The 17467-nt window shown below is 62.0% G+C and carries 13 protein-coding genes; 7 read left to right on the plus strand and 6 right to left on the minus strand.

The genetic code is table 11. From position 1 onward, the window contains the following. Nucleotides 1-130 precede the first annotated feature (130 nt). The 3 genes from VL52_RS13750 to VL52_RS13760 form a co-directional block, all read right to left on the minus strand. Entirely contained in the window at nucleotides 131-1855 is a 1725-nt protein-coding gene (locus VL52_RS13750; protein WP_144410248.1) for a DUF4153 domain-containing protein, read from the minus strand. Nucleotides 1856-1910: 55 nt separating this feature from the next. Further along, a complete protein-coding gene (locus VL52_RS13755) occupies nucleotides 1911-3092 on the minus strand; it encodes an FAD-dependent monooxygenase (protein ID WP_082113744.1) in 1182 nt (393 codons plus the stop codon). Between the two features lie 185 nt (nucleotides 3093-3277). After that, the gene (locus VL52_RS13760; protein WP_046157547.1) at nucleotides 3278-4243 is read right to left on the minus strand and encodes a LysR family transcriptional regulator; all 966 of its coding nucleotides are present in this window, start codon (nucleotides 4241-4243) and stop codon (nucleotides 3278-3280) included. A gap of 1158 nt (nucleotides 4244-5401) precedes the next feature. On the opposite strand from VL52_RS13760, the gene VL52_RS13765 reads away from it, so the two are divergent. After that, complete coding sequence (locus tag VL52_RS13765) at nucleotides 5402-6292, plus strand: EamA family transporter (RefSeq protein WP_046157548.1); 891 nt, start codon at nucleotides 5402-5404, stop codon at nucleotides 6290-6292. A 37-nt stretch (nucleotides 6293-6329) separates the two neighbouring features. After that, entirely contained in the window at nucleotides 6330-7673 is a 1344-nt protein-coding gene (locus VL52_RS13770) for an aminotransferase class V-fold PLP-dependent enzyme (protein ID WP_200896019.1), read from the plus strand. Between the two features lie 90 nt (nucleotides 7674-7763). On the opposite strand, the gene VL52_RS13775 is transcribed toward VL52_RS13770, so the two are convergent. Continuing rightward, nucleotides 7764-8210: a winged helix-turn-helix transcriptional regulator gene (locus VL52_RS13775; protein WP_031296826.1), complete on the minus strand. Its 447-nt coding sequence runs from the start codon at nucleotides 8208-8210 to the stop codon at nucleotides 7764-7766. A 148-nt stretch (nucleotides 8211-8358) separates the two neighbouring features. On the opposite strand from VL52_RS13775, the gene VL52_RS13780 reads away from it, so the two are divergent. The 3 genes from VL52_RS13780 (at nucleotide 8359) to VL52_RS23345 (ending at nucleotide 11725) form a co-directional block, all read left to right on the plus strand. Beyond that, nucleotides 8359-9600, plus strand: a complete 1242-nt coding sequence (locus VL52_RS13780) for an MFS transporter (RefSeq protein WP_046157549.1) — start codon at nucleotides 8359-8361, stop codon at nucleotides 9598-9600. Between the two features lie 116 nt (nucleotides 9601-9716). Next, on the plus strand, nucleotides 9717-10580 hold the full coding sequence (locus VL52_RS13785) for a DMT family transporter (RefSeq protein ID WP_235429297.1): 864 nt from the start codon (nucleotides 9717-9719) through the stop codon (nucleotides 10578-10580). Between the two features lie 77 nt (nucleotides 10581-10657). Beyond that, nucleotides 10658-11725 (plus strand): carbonic anhydrase, encoded by a 1068-nt coding sequence (locus VL52_RS23345; RefSeq protein ID WP_144410249.1) that lies wholly within the window; start codon nucleotides 10658-10660, stop codon nucleotides 11723-11725. A 147-nt stretch (nucleotides 11726-11872) separates the two neighbouring features. Here the strand turns inward: VL52_RS23345 and VL52_RS24565 are convergent, their stop codons facing one another. After that, entirely contained in the window at nucleotides 11873-12103 is a 231-nt protein-coding gene (locus tag VL52_RS24565; protein WP_144410250.1) for a hypothetical protein, read from the minus strand. On the opposite strand from VL52_RS24565, the gene adhE reads away from it, so the two are divergent. Together adhE and VL52_RS13800 are read left to right on the plus strand one after the other, a co-directional pair. Then, complete coding sequence (gene adhE, locus VL52_RS13795) at nucleotides 12090-14753, plus strand: bifunctional acetaldehyde-CoA/alcohol dehydrogenase (RefSeq protein ID WP_046157551.1); 2664 nt, start codon at nucleotides 12090-12092, stop codon at nucleotides 14751-14753. The genes VL52_RS24565 and adhE overlap by 14 nt on opposite strands. 323 nt (nucleotides 14754-15076) lie before the next feature. After that, entirely contained in the window at nucleotides 15077-16468 is a 1392-nt protein-coding gene (locus VL52_RS13800; RefSeq protein ID WP_046157552.1) for an amino acid permease, read from the plus strand. Nucleotides 16469-16512: 44 nt separating this feature from the next. Here VL52_RS13800 and VL52_RS13805 read toward each other — a convergent pair whose 3' ends face one another. Then, nucleotides 16513-17418 carry a LysR family transcriptional regulator gene (locus VL52_RS13805; protein WP_046157553.1) on the minus strand — a complete coding sequence of 302 codons (906 nt, stop codon included), beginning with the start codon at nucleotides 17416-17418 and terminating at the stop codon, nucleotides 16513-16515. Nucleotides 17419-17467 lie beyond the last annotated feature (49 nt).

Below are 17467 nucleotides of genomic sequence, written 5' to 3' on the forward strand. Positions count from 1 at the left end.
GACGGAGGGGCGGCCTGGCCCGGAGAGGGGACAGCCGCCTGTGTTTGCATGGTATCGGGAGGCGGGCCGTCTTGACGATCGGATTCCGTCCGTTTATTTCGATTTCTGCGCGCGGGGCGGCGCGCTCCGCTTATTTTTTAGCGACTGGGCATTCCTGCGGCGCGTAGGGATAGCGCGGCCGCAGCCGCAGCCCTCCGGCGTCCAGGTCGGGCAGCAGCGGGGGAACGGCTCGCGCCAGTCCCGCCGCCAGCGCTTCCAGCGGGGCCGGGCAGGCGGCGGGAAGGTCGTAGGTGGCGGCGAGCGTCCACAGGCCCTGGGCGTTGCGCTGTAACAGCGACAAGCGGGCGGCAAGCTTTTCCGCCAGCAGCACTTCCGGCTTGCCGCCGCCGCTGTAGTCGCCGACATAGGCGTCGCATTCATTCCGGCCGTCCAGCAGGCAGGACGGCAGTTCGCCGGTTCGCTTGGCGGCTTGTTTCCAGTCCTGGGCCAGGAAGCCGGCCGGCAGCGGGGCCGGGCCGCGCGGGCGGACCGCCTGGGCCGGAGGCTTGGGCTGGGGCTTGTCCTCGCTTAGCGCGTCGCCGGCCTTGCGGCGGATGGCGCCGTCGACGCCGGAATCGTCCCTCAGCCGCAGCAGGGCCGCATGGCCATAGCGCAGCCCCTGATAGCGCAGGAAATCGAAGTCGAAGCGCTCCGCGGCCACGCGGCCGGCTTGCAGCCGGGACAACTGGCTGGACACCGAGATCCGCGCCGGGTCGGCCAGCGGCGTTAGCACGGCGGCCAGCAGGGCGAGCGATAGCCAGGCGGCGCCGATGTTGGCGCAGGCCACGCCGGCGAGCCCGGCCTGCCGACGCAAGGCCGCCCAGCCGTAGCCGACGGCGTAGCAGGCGCCGAGGATGACGAGGCTGGCGGCGAACACCCGGTCCGGCGACCAGCCATACTGGCCGACGCGCAGCGCCAGCGCGTAGGCGGCCAGCGCCTGCAGCGGCGCGAGCAGCAGGCAGGCGGCGCGCAGGCTGAGCCGGATGACGCGGCTGGGCTGCTCGTTGCCGTCCTGGTAGGCGGTGTTCAGCAGAAAGATCAGCAGCCCGCTCGCGCCGAGCAACAGCGCGGAGGCGTGGCCGGTCTTCCACAGGCTGTCCAGCCCGGTGAAAGGCAGCAGCGCGAGAAAGGCGCCGATCAACAGGGCAAGCAAGGGCAGCAGCCAGGACAGCAGGGTCAGCAGCAGCGAGCGCAGCCCCTGGATGATGCCCGGGCGGACATCGCTCAGATGCAGGCCGGCCGACAGCGCCAGCGTGCTGGCCGGTATCGCGAACTCGGCTTCGCCTATCAGCCGGCGCAGGCCGCCTATGCCCACCAGGGCGAACAGCTCGGCGCCCAGATTCAGGATCAGCCAGAACACGCCGACGAACAGGCCGGAAAACATCAGCTGCAGGCCAAGCTTCCAGGCGGTGTCGAAATAGGCGGGGTAGGACGCCCGCCAGCGCCGCTCGCTTTCGCCGGCCAGGATCAGCGGCCAGGCGATGAACAGCAGCGTGGCGACGCCCAGCATCGCCAGCGCCCCCGGCATCAGGTCCGAGCGCGCGGCGTGCTCCAGCCCGACGCGCCAGCGGTCATGCGCGCCGACGACTGCGACGGCCAGGGCCAGTCCCGCCAGCCAGGCCGCCAGCCGGGAGGGGCGCAGCGCGCCGACCCCGGTCTGGCACAGCAGGGGCAGAGACGCGGCGGCGAGCAGCAGCGGCGAGAACAGCAGCGGGTGGAGGGCCAGCCAGCCGCCATGGTCCGACGCGCGGTACAGCGCGTAAAGCGCGATTCCTTGCAGCAGGCCGATGGCGGCGCGAAAGTGGAATGGGTTCATGAACATGCCGGGAGAGGAAAAATTTTCCCGATCCTAGCATGAATGGAAAAATCGATCAGGCGCGCAGCCCCAGCGCGTAGCGGATCGCCTCGCGCTTCAGCGGGCCGGCCTTGTCCGCCAGCCTGAGCCCCAGGCCGCGCAGCAGGCGCAGCGGACCGATGTCGTTGGAAAAGCCATAGCAGAACGCGTCCATGCCGGCCTGCATCGCCAGATTGGCCGGCTTGCGCGCGCGCTGGTAGCGCGCCAGCGTCTTCCCGCAGGCCCAATCCTCTCCCTTGGCGCGGGCGTCCAGAATGGTCCGGGCCAGCGCGGCGGCGTCCTGGAAGCCCAGGTTGACGCCCTGGCCGGCCAGCGGATGGATGGTGTGGGCGGCGTCGCCGGCCAGCGCCACGCCGTCCTTGACGTAGCATTGGGCATGGCGGCGGGTCAGGCCGAAGCTGCCGCGCGCGGTCAATTCCCGGATGCCGGGCAGCTTGCGCGGAAAAGCCTGGCTGACCGCGGCGATCAACTCGTCGTCGCCCAGCGCCAGCAAGCGCTTCACCTCTTCCGGCCGGTGGTACCACACCAGGGAGGCCGCATCCCCGGTCAGCGGCAGGAAGGCCTGCGGGCCGTCGGGGGTGAAGCGTTGCCAGGTGATGTCCTGCTGGCCGCCCTCCATCCGGCAGGACAGCACCAGCGCCTGCATCGGGTAATCCCAGCCGGTGACGCCGATGCCGGCGGCGTCGCGCACCTGCGAACGGGCGCCGTCGGCGGCGATCAGCAAGCGGGCCTGAATCCGGCCGCCATCGGACAGCGTCAGTTGCGAGGCCTGGGGCCGGTAGACGATTTCCGACACTATGGCCGGACAGCGGTAGTCGATGTCGCCCTTGCCCTTCAGCGCCGCGGTGGCGGCCAGCTGAACCACGCGGTTTTCCACGATGTGGCCCAGTTCCGCCACGCCGGCTTCGTCGGCGTCGAACAGTGTGCCTGCGGCCTCGTCGCCTTCCCATACCTGCATCCGGCGGTAGGGTGCGGCGCGCATCGCCAGCACTGGCTCCCAGGCGCCTATGGTCCGCAGAAAGGAGGCGGAGGCCGGGCTGATCGCCGACACCCGCAGATCGGGCGCCTGCTCCGGCGCGAACGGCGCGGGGGCCTCTCTTTCCAGCACGCAGACCGACAATCCCTGCCCGCTCAGCGCGGCGCCCAGCGCGCTGCCCACCATGCCGCCGCCGACGATGACGATGTCGCGATGTTCCATTGCATTCTCCTTGTTCATGCCTGTTCAAAGCCTGCTGCGCGTCGGCGATACGGCGTTGAAAGCATCTTCAGAATGTTCACCGTATGTGCATTCCGCTTCTGTCAGCCGTTTTCGCCTTGTCTCGCGCGAGCTAGCGAGACTTTGAACAGGCTCTTAGGCCGGCGCGGCGCCGGCGCGAATGGCGCTCATTCTGGCGATGGCGGCCGAATGCCGCTTTGGCCTGGATCAATGCCGGCTTCAAGCAGCGCGCGCATCCGCGGCACCACGTGCTGGATGAAGGCTTCGTATTTGCGCGGTAGAGGGTGGCGGTAGGGGTAGACCAGGTAGACCGGCCAGCAGTCGTGGCTCCAGCCCGGCAGCACCGGAGCCAGGCGGCCGCTTTTCAGGTGCTCGCTGGCGACGTAGGCCGGCAGCAGCGCGACGCCGCTGCCGGCGATGGCGGCGGACAGCAGTGGCGCGTACTGGTGGCTGCTGAGCACCGGCTGCACCCGAACCTGCTTCTGCTGGCCGTCCTTTTCCAGCAGCCACTCCGGCGTGTCGCGCAGTTTGGGGCGGCTGGTGTCCAGCAGGATGCGGTGCAGCGGCAGGTCGTCGGGCGTCTCGAGCGGCGGCGCCTTGGCCAGGTAGTCAGGCGAGGCGAACGCCCACTCGCGCACCAGCCCCAGCGGCTTGGCCACCAGCGCGTCGTCGTGGATGTTGCGGGTGCGGACGCAGAAATCCAGCCCCTCGGAGATCGGATCCTGCAGCCGGTTTTCCACCTGCAGCTTCAGTTGCAGGCCGGGATGCAGCACCGCCAGCTCGGCCAGGATGGGGGCCAGCAGGTATTGGGCGAAGGAGGTGATGGAGCTGATCACCAGCGGTCCGCTGACCTCGCCGTCAGCCTCATTGATGTCTATCCGGGCCCGCTCCAGCAGGCAGCGCAACTCGCGGGCGTGCACGGCCAGCCGCTGGCCGGCTTCGGTCAGCGCCACGCGGCGGGTATTGCGCAGCACCAGCACTGTGCCGAACTGTTTCTCCAGCGCTTTCACCAGTTGGCTGACCCGGCTCTTGGTGCAGTCCAGCTCTTCGGCGGCGGCGGTGAAGCTGCCGCGGCGGACCAGCGCGTCGAAGGCAAGCAGCGCTTGGGAGTCGGGTAGGTAGTTTGTTCTCATTTCATGAACAGTTTGTCACGGGATATAGGATTTTTCAAATGAATCACATCCGATAGCATCTTAGTTTGGTAAAAAAATTAAACAGTTGTGGAGGCGAAAATGCTTAGGAAAATCTTGAGAGCATACCGGGATTGGTGGTGGCAAGGGATTAGCGAACATGCCCGGCGAGTGTGCCGCGATGAGAGCGAGGCTCTTGAGCGGATTCGGGGGCTTGGTGTCCGAAGGGCGCGCGATGCTGGCGAGCCATCCCGCGGAACATGCCGGCGCGATGATATTTAGGAGAGCGATGCGCGATTGGTCTGAATGGTGTTTCAGGCAGGCGATCGACAGGCGCCATGTGCAAGAGCTTGCGCGAGGGGCATCTCCGCTGCGTTCCGGGATGGGTTTGCCGCGGCGTCGAGGAGAATGAGACGGGCATTCATGGCCATCATGTCTGCGAGCGTCTGGGAAGAGTCGGACGGCAATGTTTCCGACTTAGATGGCGGGAGCCTCTGCCAGCCATTGCCGCGGGGCTGAGCGAAACCTTGCGAGTCTTGTCGATGGATGCGAACCAGCGAAGGGCGAGCAGGGATTCGGCAGTCTTGGCCCGGACGCGGGGCCGCTGAGCGGGAGACTGGCGGAATTGGAGGCAGATCTTCATGCGCTGCTCCGCCAGCGCTGTTCGCGAAAAGACTTTGAACAGGCTCTTGGGCAATCGTGCTCGAATGATACGGAGGCATGCGCGTTTTCATGACTCTGGTTGCATTTTGATACCATGAATGTCATCATGATATCCATTTTGAATTAAATTCATATTGAGCTGTTGGTCCTGCCAACGCTCGCGCTGCAGCTTGGACTCCAGCTAAAGAAAACTGGGCGTGCCGACCCGGTAGGGTTTCATTGGTCCGCCTGTCCTATGGTTTGGAGATCATTATCATCATTGTCTGATTCATGCCGAACCATATAAAAATATGCATTGCAGCGAATTGGCCAGAGCTGCGGATTGAAATCATGCCTGTCGCAGCACTGAGTGTTCAGTTGATGATGTTTCTATTTCTGGCACCCGGATATTGGAAAACATATCCCTGCTAAGTAAAAGTCGGTTTGCTAATCAGAGGTTGAGATAGTTGCTCTACACATAGTGCCGATCGCTTTTTAATACAATTGGGGTAACAGCCTATGAAGCTGAGTCATTTCTTTCTCGCCATATTCGTAATGGCCATTTGGGGGGTCAATTTTTCAGTAATAAAAATAGGCTTGTCCTCGGTGGATCCATTTGTGCTGGCTGGTTTGAGGTTTGCGTTGTGTGCGTTGCCTGCGGTCTTTTTTATCAAGCGGCCTTCTGTGCCATTGAAGTATATGGCACTGTATGGCTTGATATTCGGGGTCGGATTGTGGGGTGTCGTTAATGTTGGCATTCAGGTGGGAATTTCCGCAGGCATTGCTTCCCTGATACTTCAATTTAGCGCCTTTTTTACCATGCTGCTTGGCGCTTGGGTTTTTAAAGAGCGTTTGTCTCCATATCAAATTTATGGGATGGGGATCGCATTGCTTGGCTTGGCGTTGATCATAGCGGTGACAGATGGCAGCGTGACTTATGCCGGGGTTGTGCTGGTGGTATTGGGGGCCGCATCATGGAGTGTGGCTAATGTTCTCGTAAAAAAAATAGCAGTGCGCCAAATTTTTGAGTTTTTGGTATGGTCCAGCTTATTTTCTCCTATCCCTTTATTTTTGATTTCATATTTTGAGCATGGCTGGGTTGGTTATGTGAGGCTTTTCAACCATTTTGATGGTAAGGCACTATTTTCTATTTTGTTTCAAGTCTACCCGACAACATTATTTGGCTACTGGGTATGGAATTCATTATTGAAAAAATATCCAGTTTCCACAGTGGCGCCGCTGTCATTGATGGTGCCTATTTTCGGCATGCTTGGTTCTATTGCTATTTTCGGTGAAACCGTAGGTGCCGTTAAATTGGCGGCAATGGTTTTTATTTTGTTGGGACTGATTGTTGGACTTTACGGGCATCGAGTCCGAACGTATTTCGATTTTAAGACTCAGTCTCGGTAGGAAAAATTTTAACTAAATCTTTGTCAGGAGAGTGGTTTTGAATAGTCGTCGAAATTTTTTGATTAATTCAGCAAGCGCGACTTTGGCAGGCGCTGCCATCGGGTTTTCGGGCGTGGCTCAGGCTGGGGCTGTGGCTCAATCTGTTGCGCGTGTCGCAGAGTTTAATCCTATGGATTGGGCATCAGTGCGACAGCAGTTTTTACTGAGTCCCGACTTGATACACTTGTCTAACTTTTTCCTGGCATCGCATCCGGCAAGTGTTCGAAATGCAATAGATAAGTATCGACGCGAGCTGGATTTGAATCCATACTCCTTCCTTGACGATAACATGTTTGCTCTCGAGCAGGATAAACTTTGGCGTAGCGTGGCTGGCGCGGCGGCTGAATATGTTGGTGGCCGTCCGAATGAAATCGCATTGACTAGCAGCACGACAGTTGGATTGGCGCTAATTTATAATGGTCTACGATTGAAGCCTGAGCAGGAGATCTTGACTACCACTCATGAATTTTATCCTCATCATGAGTCTATGCGGTTGGCAGTAAATAAATGGGGTGGGCATGTCCGAAAAGTTACCCTGTATGAGTCCAGCGCGAAAGCATCCGGGCCTGAGATGGTGTCGCGTTTGGTCAAGGAGATAAAACCGCACACCAAGATTTTGGGCGTAACCTGGGTACATTCCGGTACAGGCGTGGTATTGCCGATCAGAGAATTGGCGGCAGAAGTGGCCAAAATTAACCAGACTCGCGATGAGAGCGACAGGCTATTGCTGATCGTTGACGGCGTGCATGGTTTTGGCGTGCTTGACGAGGATATCGCTTTGCAAGGCGGCGATTTCTTTTCCGCGGGAACGCATAAATGGATTTTGGGTCCGCATGGCAACGGGATTGTTTGGGCCAAGCCAGAAAACTGGGCTTTGGTGCAGCCAACCATTCCTTCGCTGATGGATCCGGAGCTAAGCACCGCATGGCGTGAAGAGAGGGCTCCACATGGTCCTACCCAAGCGGCATGGGTGAGTCCCGGCGGTTTTTTTGCCTATGAAAATCAATGGGCTACGGTTGAGGCTTTCCAGTTTCATCGACAAATTGGTAAAAAAAGGGTCGCGGATCGTATTCTGGATTTGAATGGCCAGCTTAAAGAGGGGCTATCCAGGATGTCGCATGTGACTTTACATACGCCTTTGAATAGAGATCTGTCTGCGGGCTTCGTGTGTTTCGAAGTCAATGGGGTTAGCCCAAAAGAAGTGGTGTCGCGTTTGAGGGAAAAGGCAGTGATTGCCAGCTCGACTCCCTATGGTAAGTCTTATGCGCGCTTTTCAGCAGGCATTGTCAATACGCCTGCGGAAATGGATCGCGCTTTGAGCTTAATCCGGGCCATGGCCTGAGCGGGCGCAGGCCGCAGAAGCATGATCTTTATCCCTTGAGGAGGGCATGCTTCTGCGGTGGTTTGGCATTTTCATTTTAGCATCGGATGCTCAGGCGATTTTCTTGACGGTAGTGTCGTCTTTTTGCAGTTTTGCGCCATTTTCCGTCGCCAAGTGAATGGCACCTACGGGCTGGCGATTATGTTTGTAGATCAAACTGGAGTGATTTTCATCGCTCTTGTATAAGTTGCACTCGCCCCATTGCCGATACATGACGATTATCGGGAATAAACCTTCTCCCTTGCGAGTCAGCACGTATTCCTGATAGGCCGTTCCATCAGATGCCGGAACCGTTTGAATGATGCCATTCTCTGTTAGCATTTTTAGACGATCAGCTAGTATATTTTTGGCCATTCCTAAGTTGGATTGAAATTCTCCAAAACGGCGCAGACCATCAAATGCATCTCTGATGATCAACAATGACCACCGATCGCCGATTATGTCGACTGCGCGCGCGACCGGGCATGGCGAGTCGGATAAGGTTTTCCGTCTGCTCATAAGCGTTACCTGTTGAATTTTTAGAATTGTATGCCGGTTGAAGTTTAGGAGTACAGGACTTTGAGCCAATTGGCCATTGTCTTGCACGATATGGACTGCTTATAATCAATTTGGTTTCAAAATAAAACCACAATGAGAGGTGGATACTATGAGTCATGATGGTGTGGCGGGCCTGAGCAAGCGCGCCGCCAGCGGGCTAAGCGTTTCGATAGTTTGGTTGCTGGCGATATGCTGCGCGGCCAGTGTCGCCAATGTTTACTATGCGCAGCCGCTTCTGGATGCGATCGCGGCCGATTTTGGCATTTCGCATGCGATGGTCGGCGGGGTGATTACCGCCACCCAGCTGGGGTGTGCGCTAGCGCTGTTCTTTGTGGTGCCGCTTGGCGATCTGCTGGACAGGAAGCGGCTGGTGACGCTGCAATTGGTGGCGCTGATGCTGGCGCTGGCGCTGGTATGCAGCGCGAACTCGCTGTGGCTGCTGCTTGCGGCCATGGTGGGGGTCGGAATGCTGGGTACCGCCATGACCCAGGGACTGATCGCGTATTCGGCGGTGTTGGCGCCGCCTGAGCAGAGAGGGCGAGTGGTCGGCGCGGCGCAGAGCGGCGTGGTCATCGGCCTGCTGATGGCGCGCGTGCTGGCCGGTTTTGTCAGCGATGTGCTGGGGTGGCGGATGGTCTACCTGGTGTCGGCGCTTTTTGCGTTGCTGATGCTGTGTTTCCTGAGGCTATTGCTGCCCAATACGCCGCGCGCCGACACGGGCATCTCTTACCAGGCATTGCTGGGGTCCATGTTCACGCTGCTGTGGCGGGAAAAAGTATTGTGGATACGCGGAGTGCTGGCCATGCTGATGTTTGCCGCTTTCAGTACGTTCTGGAGCGCGCTGGTGCTGCCGCTGAGCGCCGCGCCGTATTCGATGACGCATACCGCGATCGGCGCATTCGGCTTGGTGGGCGTGATCGGCGCGCTGGCGGCTGCCAGGGCGGGGCATCTCACCGACAGAGGACTGGGACAGAAGACCACTGCCTGGGCGTTGGCCTGCCTGCTGCTGTCTTGGCCCGCCATCGCCTTGATGGACTACAGCATATGGCTGCTGATCGTGGGCATCATCTTGCTGGACTTGGGCGGACAGGCCATACATGTGGTCAACCAAAGCATGATCTTGAGCTCGCGCTCGGATGCGCATAGCCGGCTGATCGGATGCTATATGCTGTTTTATTCGGTGGGCAGCGGCCTGGGGGCGATCGGGTCGACAGCCATGTATGCGCGCTGGAGCTGGCTGGGCGTATGCGGATTGGGGTTTTCCATCAGTTTGCTGGCCTTGCTCTTCTGGCGGCTGAGCATGAACGCCATGCCAAGGCGCGCGCCGGCTTTCGCGCTGCAGGCGGATTGAGATGACGACGCCCATCTTCCGGCGCGAGGGGCATTCGACAGCCATCCTCGTCTTCTGAAACAATGTCTCCCGCATAGGGCCGCGCAGACGGCCCGCCAACCGCATCGGGAGACATCTTGCCTTATCTCGCCCTGACGCTGGCCATGTTCCTGTGGTCCAGCGCCTTCATCGTTCTGAAATACGTATTCCAGTTCTACCATCCGCTGGCGGTGCTGTTCGCGCGCATGGCCATCGCCACGCTGTGCCTGCTGCCGCTGGCGATGGGAGGGCGCATCGCCTGGCATTACCGCAAGGGCGACTGGCCGTGGCTGCTGGCGATGGGCTTGTGCGAGCCTTGCCTGTACTTTCTGTTCGAGGCCAACGCGCTGATGCATACCAGCGCGTCGCAGGCCGGCGTGATCACCGCCACGTTGCCGATGATGATGGCGGCGGGCGCCGCCCTGTTCCTGCATGAGCGCCAGCCGAGGCAAGTGTGGCTGGGCATCGCGCTGTCTTTCGCCGGCGTGATCTGGCTGAGCATGGACAGCCAGGCCGGGCCGGGCGCGCCGGATCCGCTGCTGGGCAATGCGCTGGAGTTCTGCGCGATGATCTGCGCCAGCGGCTATGTGTTGATCGCCAAGCGCTTGTCGGTCCGTTATTCGCCGCTGGCGCTGACCGGCGTGCAGACGCTGGCCGGCTGCGCCTGGTTCGGATTGGCGATGCTGACGCCGTGGGGCGTCTGGCCGGACAGGCTGCTGCTGGTTCCCAGTCTGTGGGTGCTGTACCTGGGCGCGGCGATCACGCTGGGCGCTTACGGGCTCTACACCTGGGCGGTGTCGCGGATTCCGGTGGCGCGAGCCGGCGCCTTCAACAATCTGATACCGGTGTTCACAGTCGCCATGGCCTGGCTGTTGTTGGACGAGAAATTGCAAGCCTGGCAGGGCGCGGCCGGGGCGCTGGTATTCGCCGGCGTGTGGATGAGCCAGCGGCGGCAGGCGTGAAAGGCGGCTGGCGGCTTTCCCCGCCATGGTCGATGATGCAGAATAGAAATGATTGTGAATGACGTAAGGAATCGAGCATGAGCCCACGGCTGATCGGATCTTGCATGATGTTGCCGTTGCTGCTGAGCCTGCAGGCGGCCTGGGCCGACGACGCGTCCGGCAACCAGGTGCAGCAGGTGATCAAGCTGCCGCTGAAGCTGAACAAGCCCCCGCAGGCCGCGGAGCACGGCGCCGCGCCGGCCGCGAAGCCGGCCGCCGAGGCGAAACCGGCGGAAGCCAAGCCGGAAGGTAAGCCGACGGAGGCCGCCAAGCCGGCGGCGGAAGCGGCGAAGAAGGCGGAGCCGGCCAAGGCCGCGCCGGAGAAAATGGAGCCCGGCGTGCCGATGGCCAAGCCGCCGACGCGCGATCTGAGCCAGCCCAGCCCGGAAGTGCGGGCGCCGGGCGGCAAGCCGCGGGCCGCGCACCGGGTCAAGCCGCGCCGCCCGGCCAAGCATGTCGAGAAGGCGGCCGGCGAAGCCGGACAGGTGAAGGGCGTGGTCGGCAGCATCCTCAAGGCCAACAGCGCTTATATCGCCAAGCATTCGCCGGGCTATCTGGCCAAGCTGGGAGGACGCGCCGCGCCCAGGGCGACGGTGGTCGCCTGTTCCAGTCCCGGCGGCAACGTGGGCATGCTGGGCGGGGAGGCCGACGCCGACCTGTTCGTGATCAGCAATCTGGGCAATCAGCTGGCCAGCTCCGAAGGATCGATAGAATACGGCGTGCGCGACCTGCGCACCCCGCTACTGATGTTCGTCAGCCACACCGGCTGCGGCGCGATCAAGGCGGCGGCCGGCGACTACAGCAATCTGGGGCCGGCGGTGCAGAAGGAGCTGGACAATATCGAGATTCCCAAGGGAATCGACGCCACCAACGGCGCGCTGATCAACATCAACAACCAGGTGGAGGGCGCCATCCTGAAGTTCTCCGGCGAGGTGGAGGCGGGCAGGCTGGCGGTGCTGGGCGGATATTACGACTTCAACAACGATCTGAAGCAAGGCCGCGGCAAGCTGGTGATCACCAATATCAACGGCGAGACCGATCCGGCGCGCATCCGCGAGCTGACGCGCAGCGGCCGCTACTTCCACTACGCCTTCATGGGGCGTTGAGTCCGCTCCGGTAGCATGCCCGTTACAGCGGTTTTCACCAGGACCATTCCAGGAGCGCCCAAGCGGCGCTCTTTTTGCGGGAAAAGCGGAAATTGTTTGGCCATGCGCAAAAACGAATATCCGAAAACGGATTAGGATAGTCATGAATCAAGCGAGCCAGCGGCGATGCGCGATGAACCCACTGAATTTCATCAGCGTATCGCGTTTCGGATGTAATGGCTCCGCTACAAAGGGTTGGATGGCGTCGTCATCGCGCGGCGGTGATGGATGGCGTTTTGGCTGATATTTTTTCGAATTCGAAAATTTTATAGCGAAAACGAAAATCAAACGCTCGGCAATTTCATTTGGTTCTTGGAGAGACAAAATGGCAGTCAGCAATCAGATCGAACTCGACGCCCTGGTGGCCCGCGTCAAAAAGGCGCAGGCGGCGTTCGCGCAGTTCACGCAGGAGCAGGTGGACCACATCTTCCGCAGCGCGGCGCTGGCCGCCGCCGACGCCCGCATCCCGCTGGCGCGGATGGCCGTTTCCGAAACCGGCATGGGGGTTATGGAAGACAAGGTGATCAAGAACCACTTCGCCTCCGAGTACATCTACAACAAGTACAAGGACGAGAAGACCTGCGGCGTGCTGTCCGAGGACGACACCTTCGGTACCATCACCATCGCCGAGCCCATCGGCGTGCTGTGCGGCATCGTGCCCACCACCAACCCGACCTCCACCGCCATCTTCAAGGCGCTGATCTCGCTGAAAACCCGCAACGGCATCATCTTCTCGCCGCACCCGCGCGCGCGCCGCTCCACTTGCGAAGCCGCCCGGCTGGTGTTGGAAGCCGCCGTCGCCGCCGGCGCGCCGCAGGACATCATAGGCTGGATCGACGAGCCGTCGGTCGCGCTGTCCAACCAGCTGATGCACCACCCCGACGTCAACCTGATCCTGGCCACCGGCGGCCCGGGCATGGTGAAGGCCGCTTACTCGTCCGGCAAGCCCGCCATCGGCGTCGGCGCCGGCAACACCCCGGCCGTGATCGACGAAACCGCCGACATCAAGCGCGCGGTCGCCTCGATCCTGATGTCCAAGACTTTCGACAACGGCGTGGTGTGCGCGTCGGAGCAGTCGGTGATCATCGTCGATGAAATCTACGACGCGGTGCGCGATCGCTTCTCCAAGCACGGCGGCTACATTCTGTCCAAGAGCGAAGCCGAAGCCGTGCGCAAGGTGATCTTGCAGGACGGCAGCCTGAACGCTGCCATCGTCGGCCAGAGCGCGGCCAAGATCGCCGCGATGGCCGGCATCGAAGTGCCGCCGACCACCAAGGTGCTGATCGGCGAGGTGACCGAAGTGTCGGAGAAGGAAGCCTTCGCCCACGAAAAACTGTCGCCCACGCTGGCGATGTATCGCGCCAAGAACTTCCTCGACGCCTGCGACAAGGCCGCCGCGCTGGTGGTCATGGGCGGCATCGGGCACACCTCGGCGCTGTATACCGACCAGGATCTGCAGGAAGAACGGGTGCGCTATTTCGGCGACAAGATGAAGACCGCCCGCATCCTGATCAACACCCCGTCCTCGCAAGGCGGCATCGGCGATCTGTACAACTTCAGCCTGGCGCCGTCGCTGACGCTGGGTTGCGGCTCCTGGGGCGGCAACTCCATTTCGGAGAACGTCGGCCCCAAACACCTGATCAACAAGAAAACCGTCGCCAAGAGGGCTGAGAACATGCTGTGGCACAAGCTGCCGAAGTCCATCTACTTCCGCCGCGGCTGCCTGCCGGTGGCGCTGGAAGATCTGGCCGGCAAGAAACGCTGCCTGATCGTCACCGGCCAGTACCTGTTCGAGAACGGCTTCGTCGACGAACCGATCCGCCTGCTGAAGAAGATGGGCCTGGAGGTGGAAACCTTCTTCGAGGTGCCGGCCGATCCGACGCTGGCGGTGGTGCGCAAGGGCACCGACCTGGCCCATGCCTTCAAACCGGACGTGATCATGGCGATAGGCGGCGGCTCGCCGATGGACGCCGCCAAGATCATGTGGGTGATGTACGAGCATCCGGAAGTCCATTTCGCCGATCTGGCGCTGCGCTTCATGGACATCCGCAAGCGCATCTACCAGTTCCCGAAACTGGGCCGGAAAGCGATGATGGTGGCGGTGCCCACCACCTCCGGCACCGGTTCGGAAGTGACGCCGTTCGCCGTGGTCACCGATGAGACGACCGGCGTGAAATATCCGATCGCCGACTACGAGCTGACCCCGAACATGGCCATCGTCGACGCCAATCTGGTGATGAACATGCCCAAGTCGCTGACCGCTTTCGGCGGCATCGACGCGGTGACCCACGCGCTGGAAGCCTATGTCTCGGTGATGGCCAACGAGTATTCCGACCCGCAGGCGCTGCAAGCGCTGAAGCTGCTGAAGGAATACCTGCCGTCGTCCTACCTGAACGGCGCCAAGGACCCGAAGGCGCGCGAACAGGTGCACAACGCCGCCACCATCGCCGGCGTCGCCTTCGCCAACGCCTTCCTCGGCGTCTGCCACTCGATGGCGCACAAGATCGGCGCCGAGTTCGGCCTGGCGCACGGCCTGGCCAACGCGCTGCTGATCAGCAACGTGATCCGCTACAACGCCGCCGACGTGCCGACCAAGCAGACCGCCTTCAGCCAGTATGACCGGCCGAAGAGCGTGGCGCGCTACGCCGAGATCGCCCGCCACCTGGGCCTGGAGGCCAGCCGCGACCACCAGCGCGTCGAGAAGCTGATCGAGTGGGTGGATGAGCTGAAGCAGACGCTGGGCATCCCGGCGTCGATCCAGGCCGCCGGCGTCGCCGAATCGGACTTCCTGGCCAAGCTGGACGAAGTGGCCGAAGCCGCCTTCGACGACCAGTGCACCGGCGCCAACCCGCGCTACCCGCTGATCAGCGAGCTGAGGCAGCTGCTGCTGGACAGCTACTACGGCCGCCCGTACAAGGAAGCCTGGGAGCGGGAGGAGGCCGCGGTCGAGGACAAGCCGGCCAAGGGCAAGTCCAAAGCCAAGGCCTGAAGCGGCTTGTAGCCGGATATTGATCGAAGCCCGGATGAGAGTCCGGGCTTTTTTGCGTCCGCGGCATCGGGCGCGCGTCATTCATCTTGACGCGATGGATGGATTGCTTGGCTTTTTGTGTGCTTGAAAATGTTGAATCAAGGTTTTAATGTGCTCGATTATTCATATCGATATGAATATATGTAAAATAGTTTGTCATTGACCGGCAAAAAATAAGCCGCAACAGAACGCCTGAGCGCAGGCGCGCCAACGCAGGACCAGGCGCTCTGTCCGCGGCGACAAAACGACAGCCGGGACTTCAACGCTTACACAAGGAGCATTGCATGCCAGGAGAACAACAGACCCTGCACCGCGGGCTGGAGGAGAGGCATATCAACCTGATGGCGCTGGGCGCGACGATAGGCGTCGGCCTGTTCCTCGGGTCCGCCACCGCGATCAAGATGGCCGGCCCGGCCATCATGCTGGCCTACGGCCTCGGCGGCCTCGCCATTTTCATGATCATGCGCGCGCTGGGCGAAATGGCCATCCACAACCCGGTGGCCGGCTCGTTCAGCCGCTACGCGCAAGACTACCTCGGCCCCTTGGCCGGCTATCTCACCGGCTGGAACTACTGGTTCCTGTGGCTGGTGACCTGCATGGCGGAAATCACCGCCGTCGGGGTCTACATGGGCATCTGGTTCCCGGATGTGCCGTCCTGGTATTGGGCGCTGGCGGCGATGCTGGCGATGGGCGGCGTCAATTTCATCGCGGTGAAGGCCTACGGCGAATTCGAATTCTGGTTCGCGCTGATCAAGATCGTCACCATCGTGCTGATGATCATCGGCGGCTTTGCGATGATCCTGTTCGGCTTCGGCAACCACGGCGTGGCAACCGGCATCTCCAATCTGTGGGCGCACGGCGGCTTCATGCCCAACGGTTTTTCCGGCGTGCTGATGTCGCTGCAGATGGTGATGTTCGCCTACCTGGGCGTGGAAATGCTGGGCCTGACCGCCGGCGAGGCGAAGAATCCGAAGAAGGCGCTGGCGCGCGCGGTGGATTCGGTGTTCTGGCGCATCCTGATTTTCTACGTCGGCGCGCTGTTCGTGATCCTGTCCATCTATCCATGGAACGAGCTGGGCACCCGCGGCAGCCCCTTCGTGCTGACTTTCGAGAGCATGGGCATTCCGGCAGCCGCCGGCATCATCAACTTCGTGGTGCTGACCGCCGCGCTGTCCTCGTGCAACAGCGGCATCTTCAGCACCGGCCGCATGCTGTTCAATCTGGCCGAGCAGAAGCAGGCGTTGCCCGTGTTCGCCCGCGTTTCCCGAAGCGGCGTGCCGGTGCCGGCGCTGCTGATGTCGGTGGCCGCGCTGCTGCTCGGCGTGTTGCTGAACTACCTGGCGCCGAAGGAGGTGTTCACCTGGCTGACGGCGATCTCCACTTTCGGCGCGGTGTGGACCTGGCTGATCATCCTGCTGGCGCAGCTGCGTTTCCGCCGCTCGCTGTCGGCCAAGGAACTGGCATCCATCAGCCACCGCATGCCGCTGTGGCCGTACGGTTCCTACCTGACGCTGGGCTTCCTCGCGCTGGTGATCGCTCTGATGGCTTACTTCCCGGACACCCGCGTCGCGCTGATCGTCGGTCCCGGCTGGCTGGTGTTCCTGGTGGCCGCCTATTATCTGCTGGGCTACCACAAGCAGGACGCCGCCTGGCGTCTGGCGCGGCAGTCGCGCTGAGTTCGCGCCGATCATTTCTTCCCGCCCGCCGTACGGCGGGTTTTTTACGCCTGCGGCAGGCCGGCGCGTTCGCGCAGGAAGGCGATCAGCGCCCTGAGCTTGGCCGTTTGCCGCGGCCGGTGCGGGTAGTACAGGTACAGCGCCTCGGCAGGCGGCATGTGATCGTCCAGCACCACGGCGAGCCTGCCTTCGGCTATCCAGGGCGCGATCAGCGGCTCGGCCAGGTAGGCCAGGCCGGCGCCCTCCAGCGCCGCGTGCAGCAGCGCCATATTGTCGTTGGCGATCAACGGGCCATCGACCGCCAATTGGAGCGTCTGGCCGGCGGCGGCGAACTGCCAGCGGTATTGCCCGCCGCCGCCGAAGCGATAGCCCAGGCAGTCGTGGCAGAGAAGGTCCTGGGGCGCTTTGGGCGCGCCGCGGCGGCGCAGATAGTCCGGCGAAGCGGCGACGACGAAGCGTAGCGGCCGGCTGACCGGCAGCGCCTGCATGCCGGCCTGCAATGCCTCGCCGAAGCGGACGCCGGCGTCGAAGCGCTGGGCGACGATGTCGACCAGACCGTTGTTGACATCCAGCTCCAGCCGCAGCTTGGGATGGCGGGCGGCGAAATCGGCCAGCGCCGGATAGAACAGCAGCTGGGCGGCGGTGTGGGGCAGGGTGACACGCAGTTGGCCGGCCGGCTGGCCGCGGCTCTGCCGGGTTTCCTCCAGCACCGCGGCGATTTCGTCCAGCGCCGGCGACAACCGCGCCAGCAGCGCCTCGCCGGCCTCGGTCGGCGCCACCTGGCGCGTGGTGCGTGTCAGCAGCGGCACGCCCAGCGCCTCCTCCAGTTGGCGCAGGCTCTGGCTCAGCGCGGAGGCGCTGACGCCCAGCTCCGCGCCGGCGCGTGTGAAGCTGCGGTGGCGGGCGATGGTGCGGAAAGCCTGCAGCGTGTCATGCGGAATTCGCGACATTGTGAAGCCTGGATAAATAATGTTTGTCATTTTGAGCCATTTATCGGCT

It is taken from the genome of Chromobacterium vaccinii (assembly GCF_000971335.1).
GTDB lineage: Bacteria > Pseudomonadota > Gammaproteobacteria > Burkholderiales > Chromobacteriaceae > Chromobacterium > Chromobacterium vaccinii.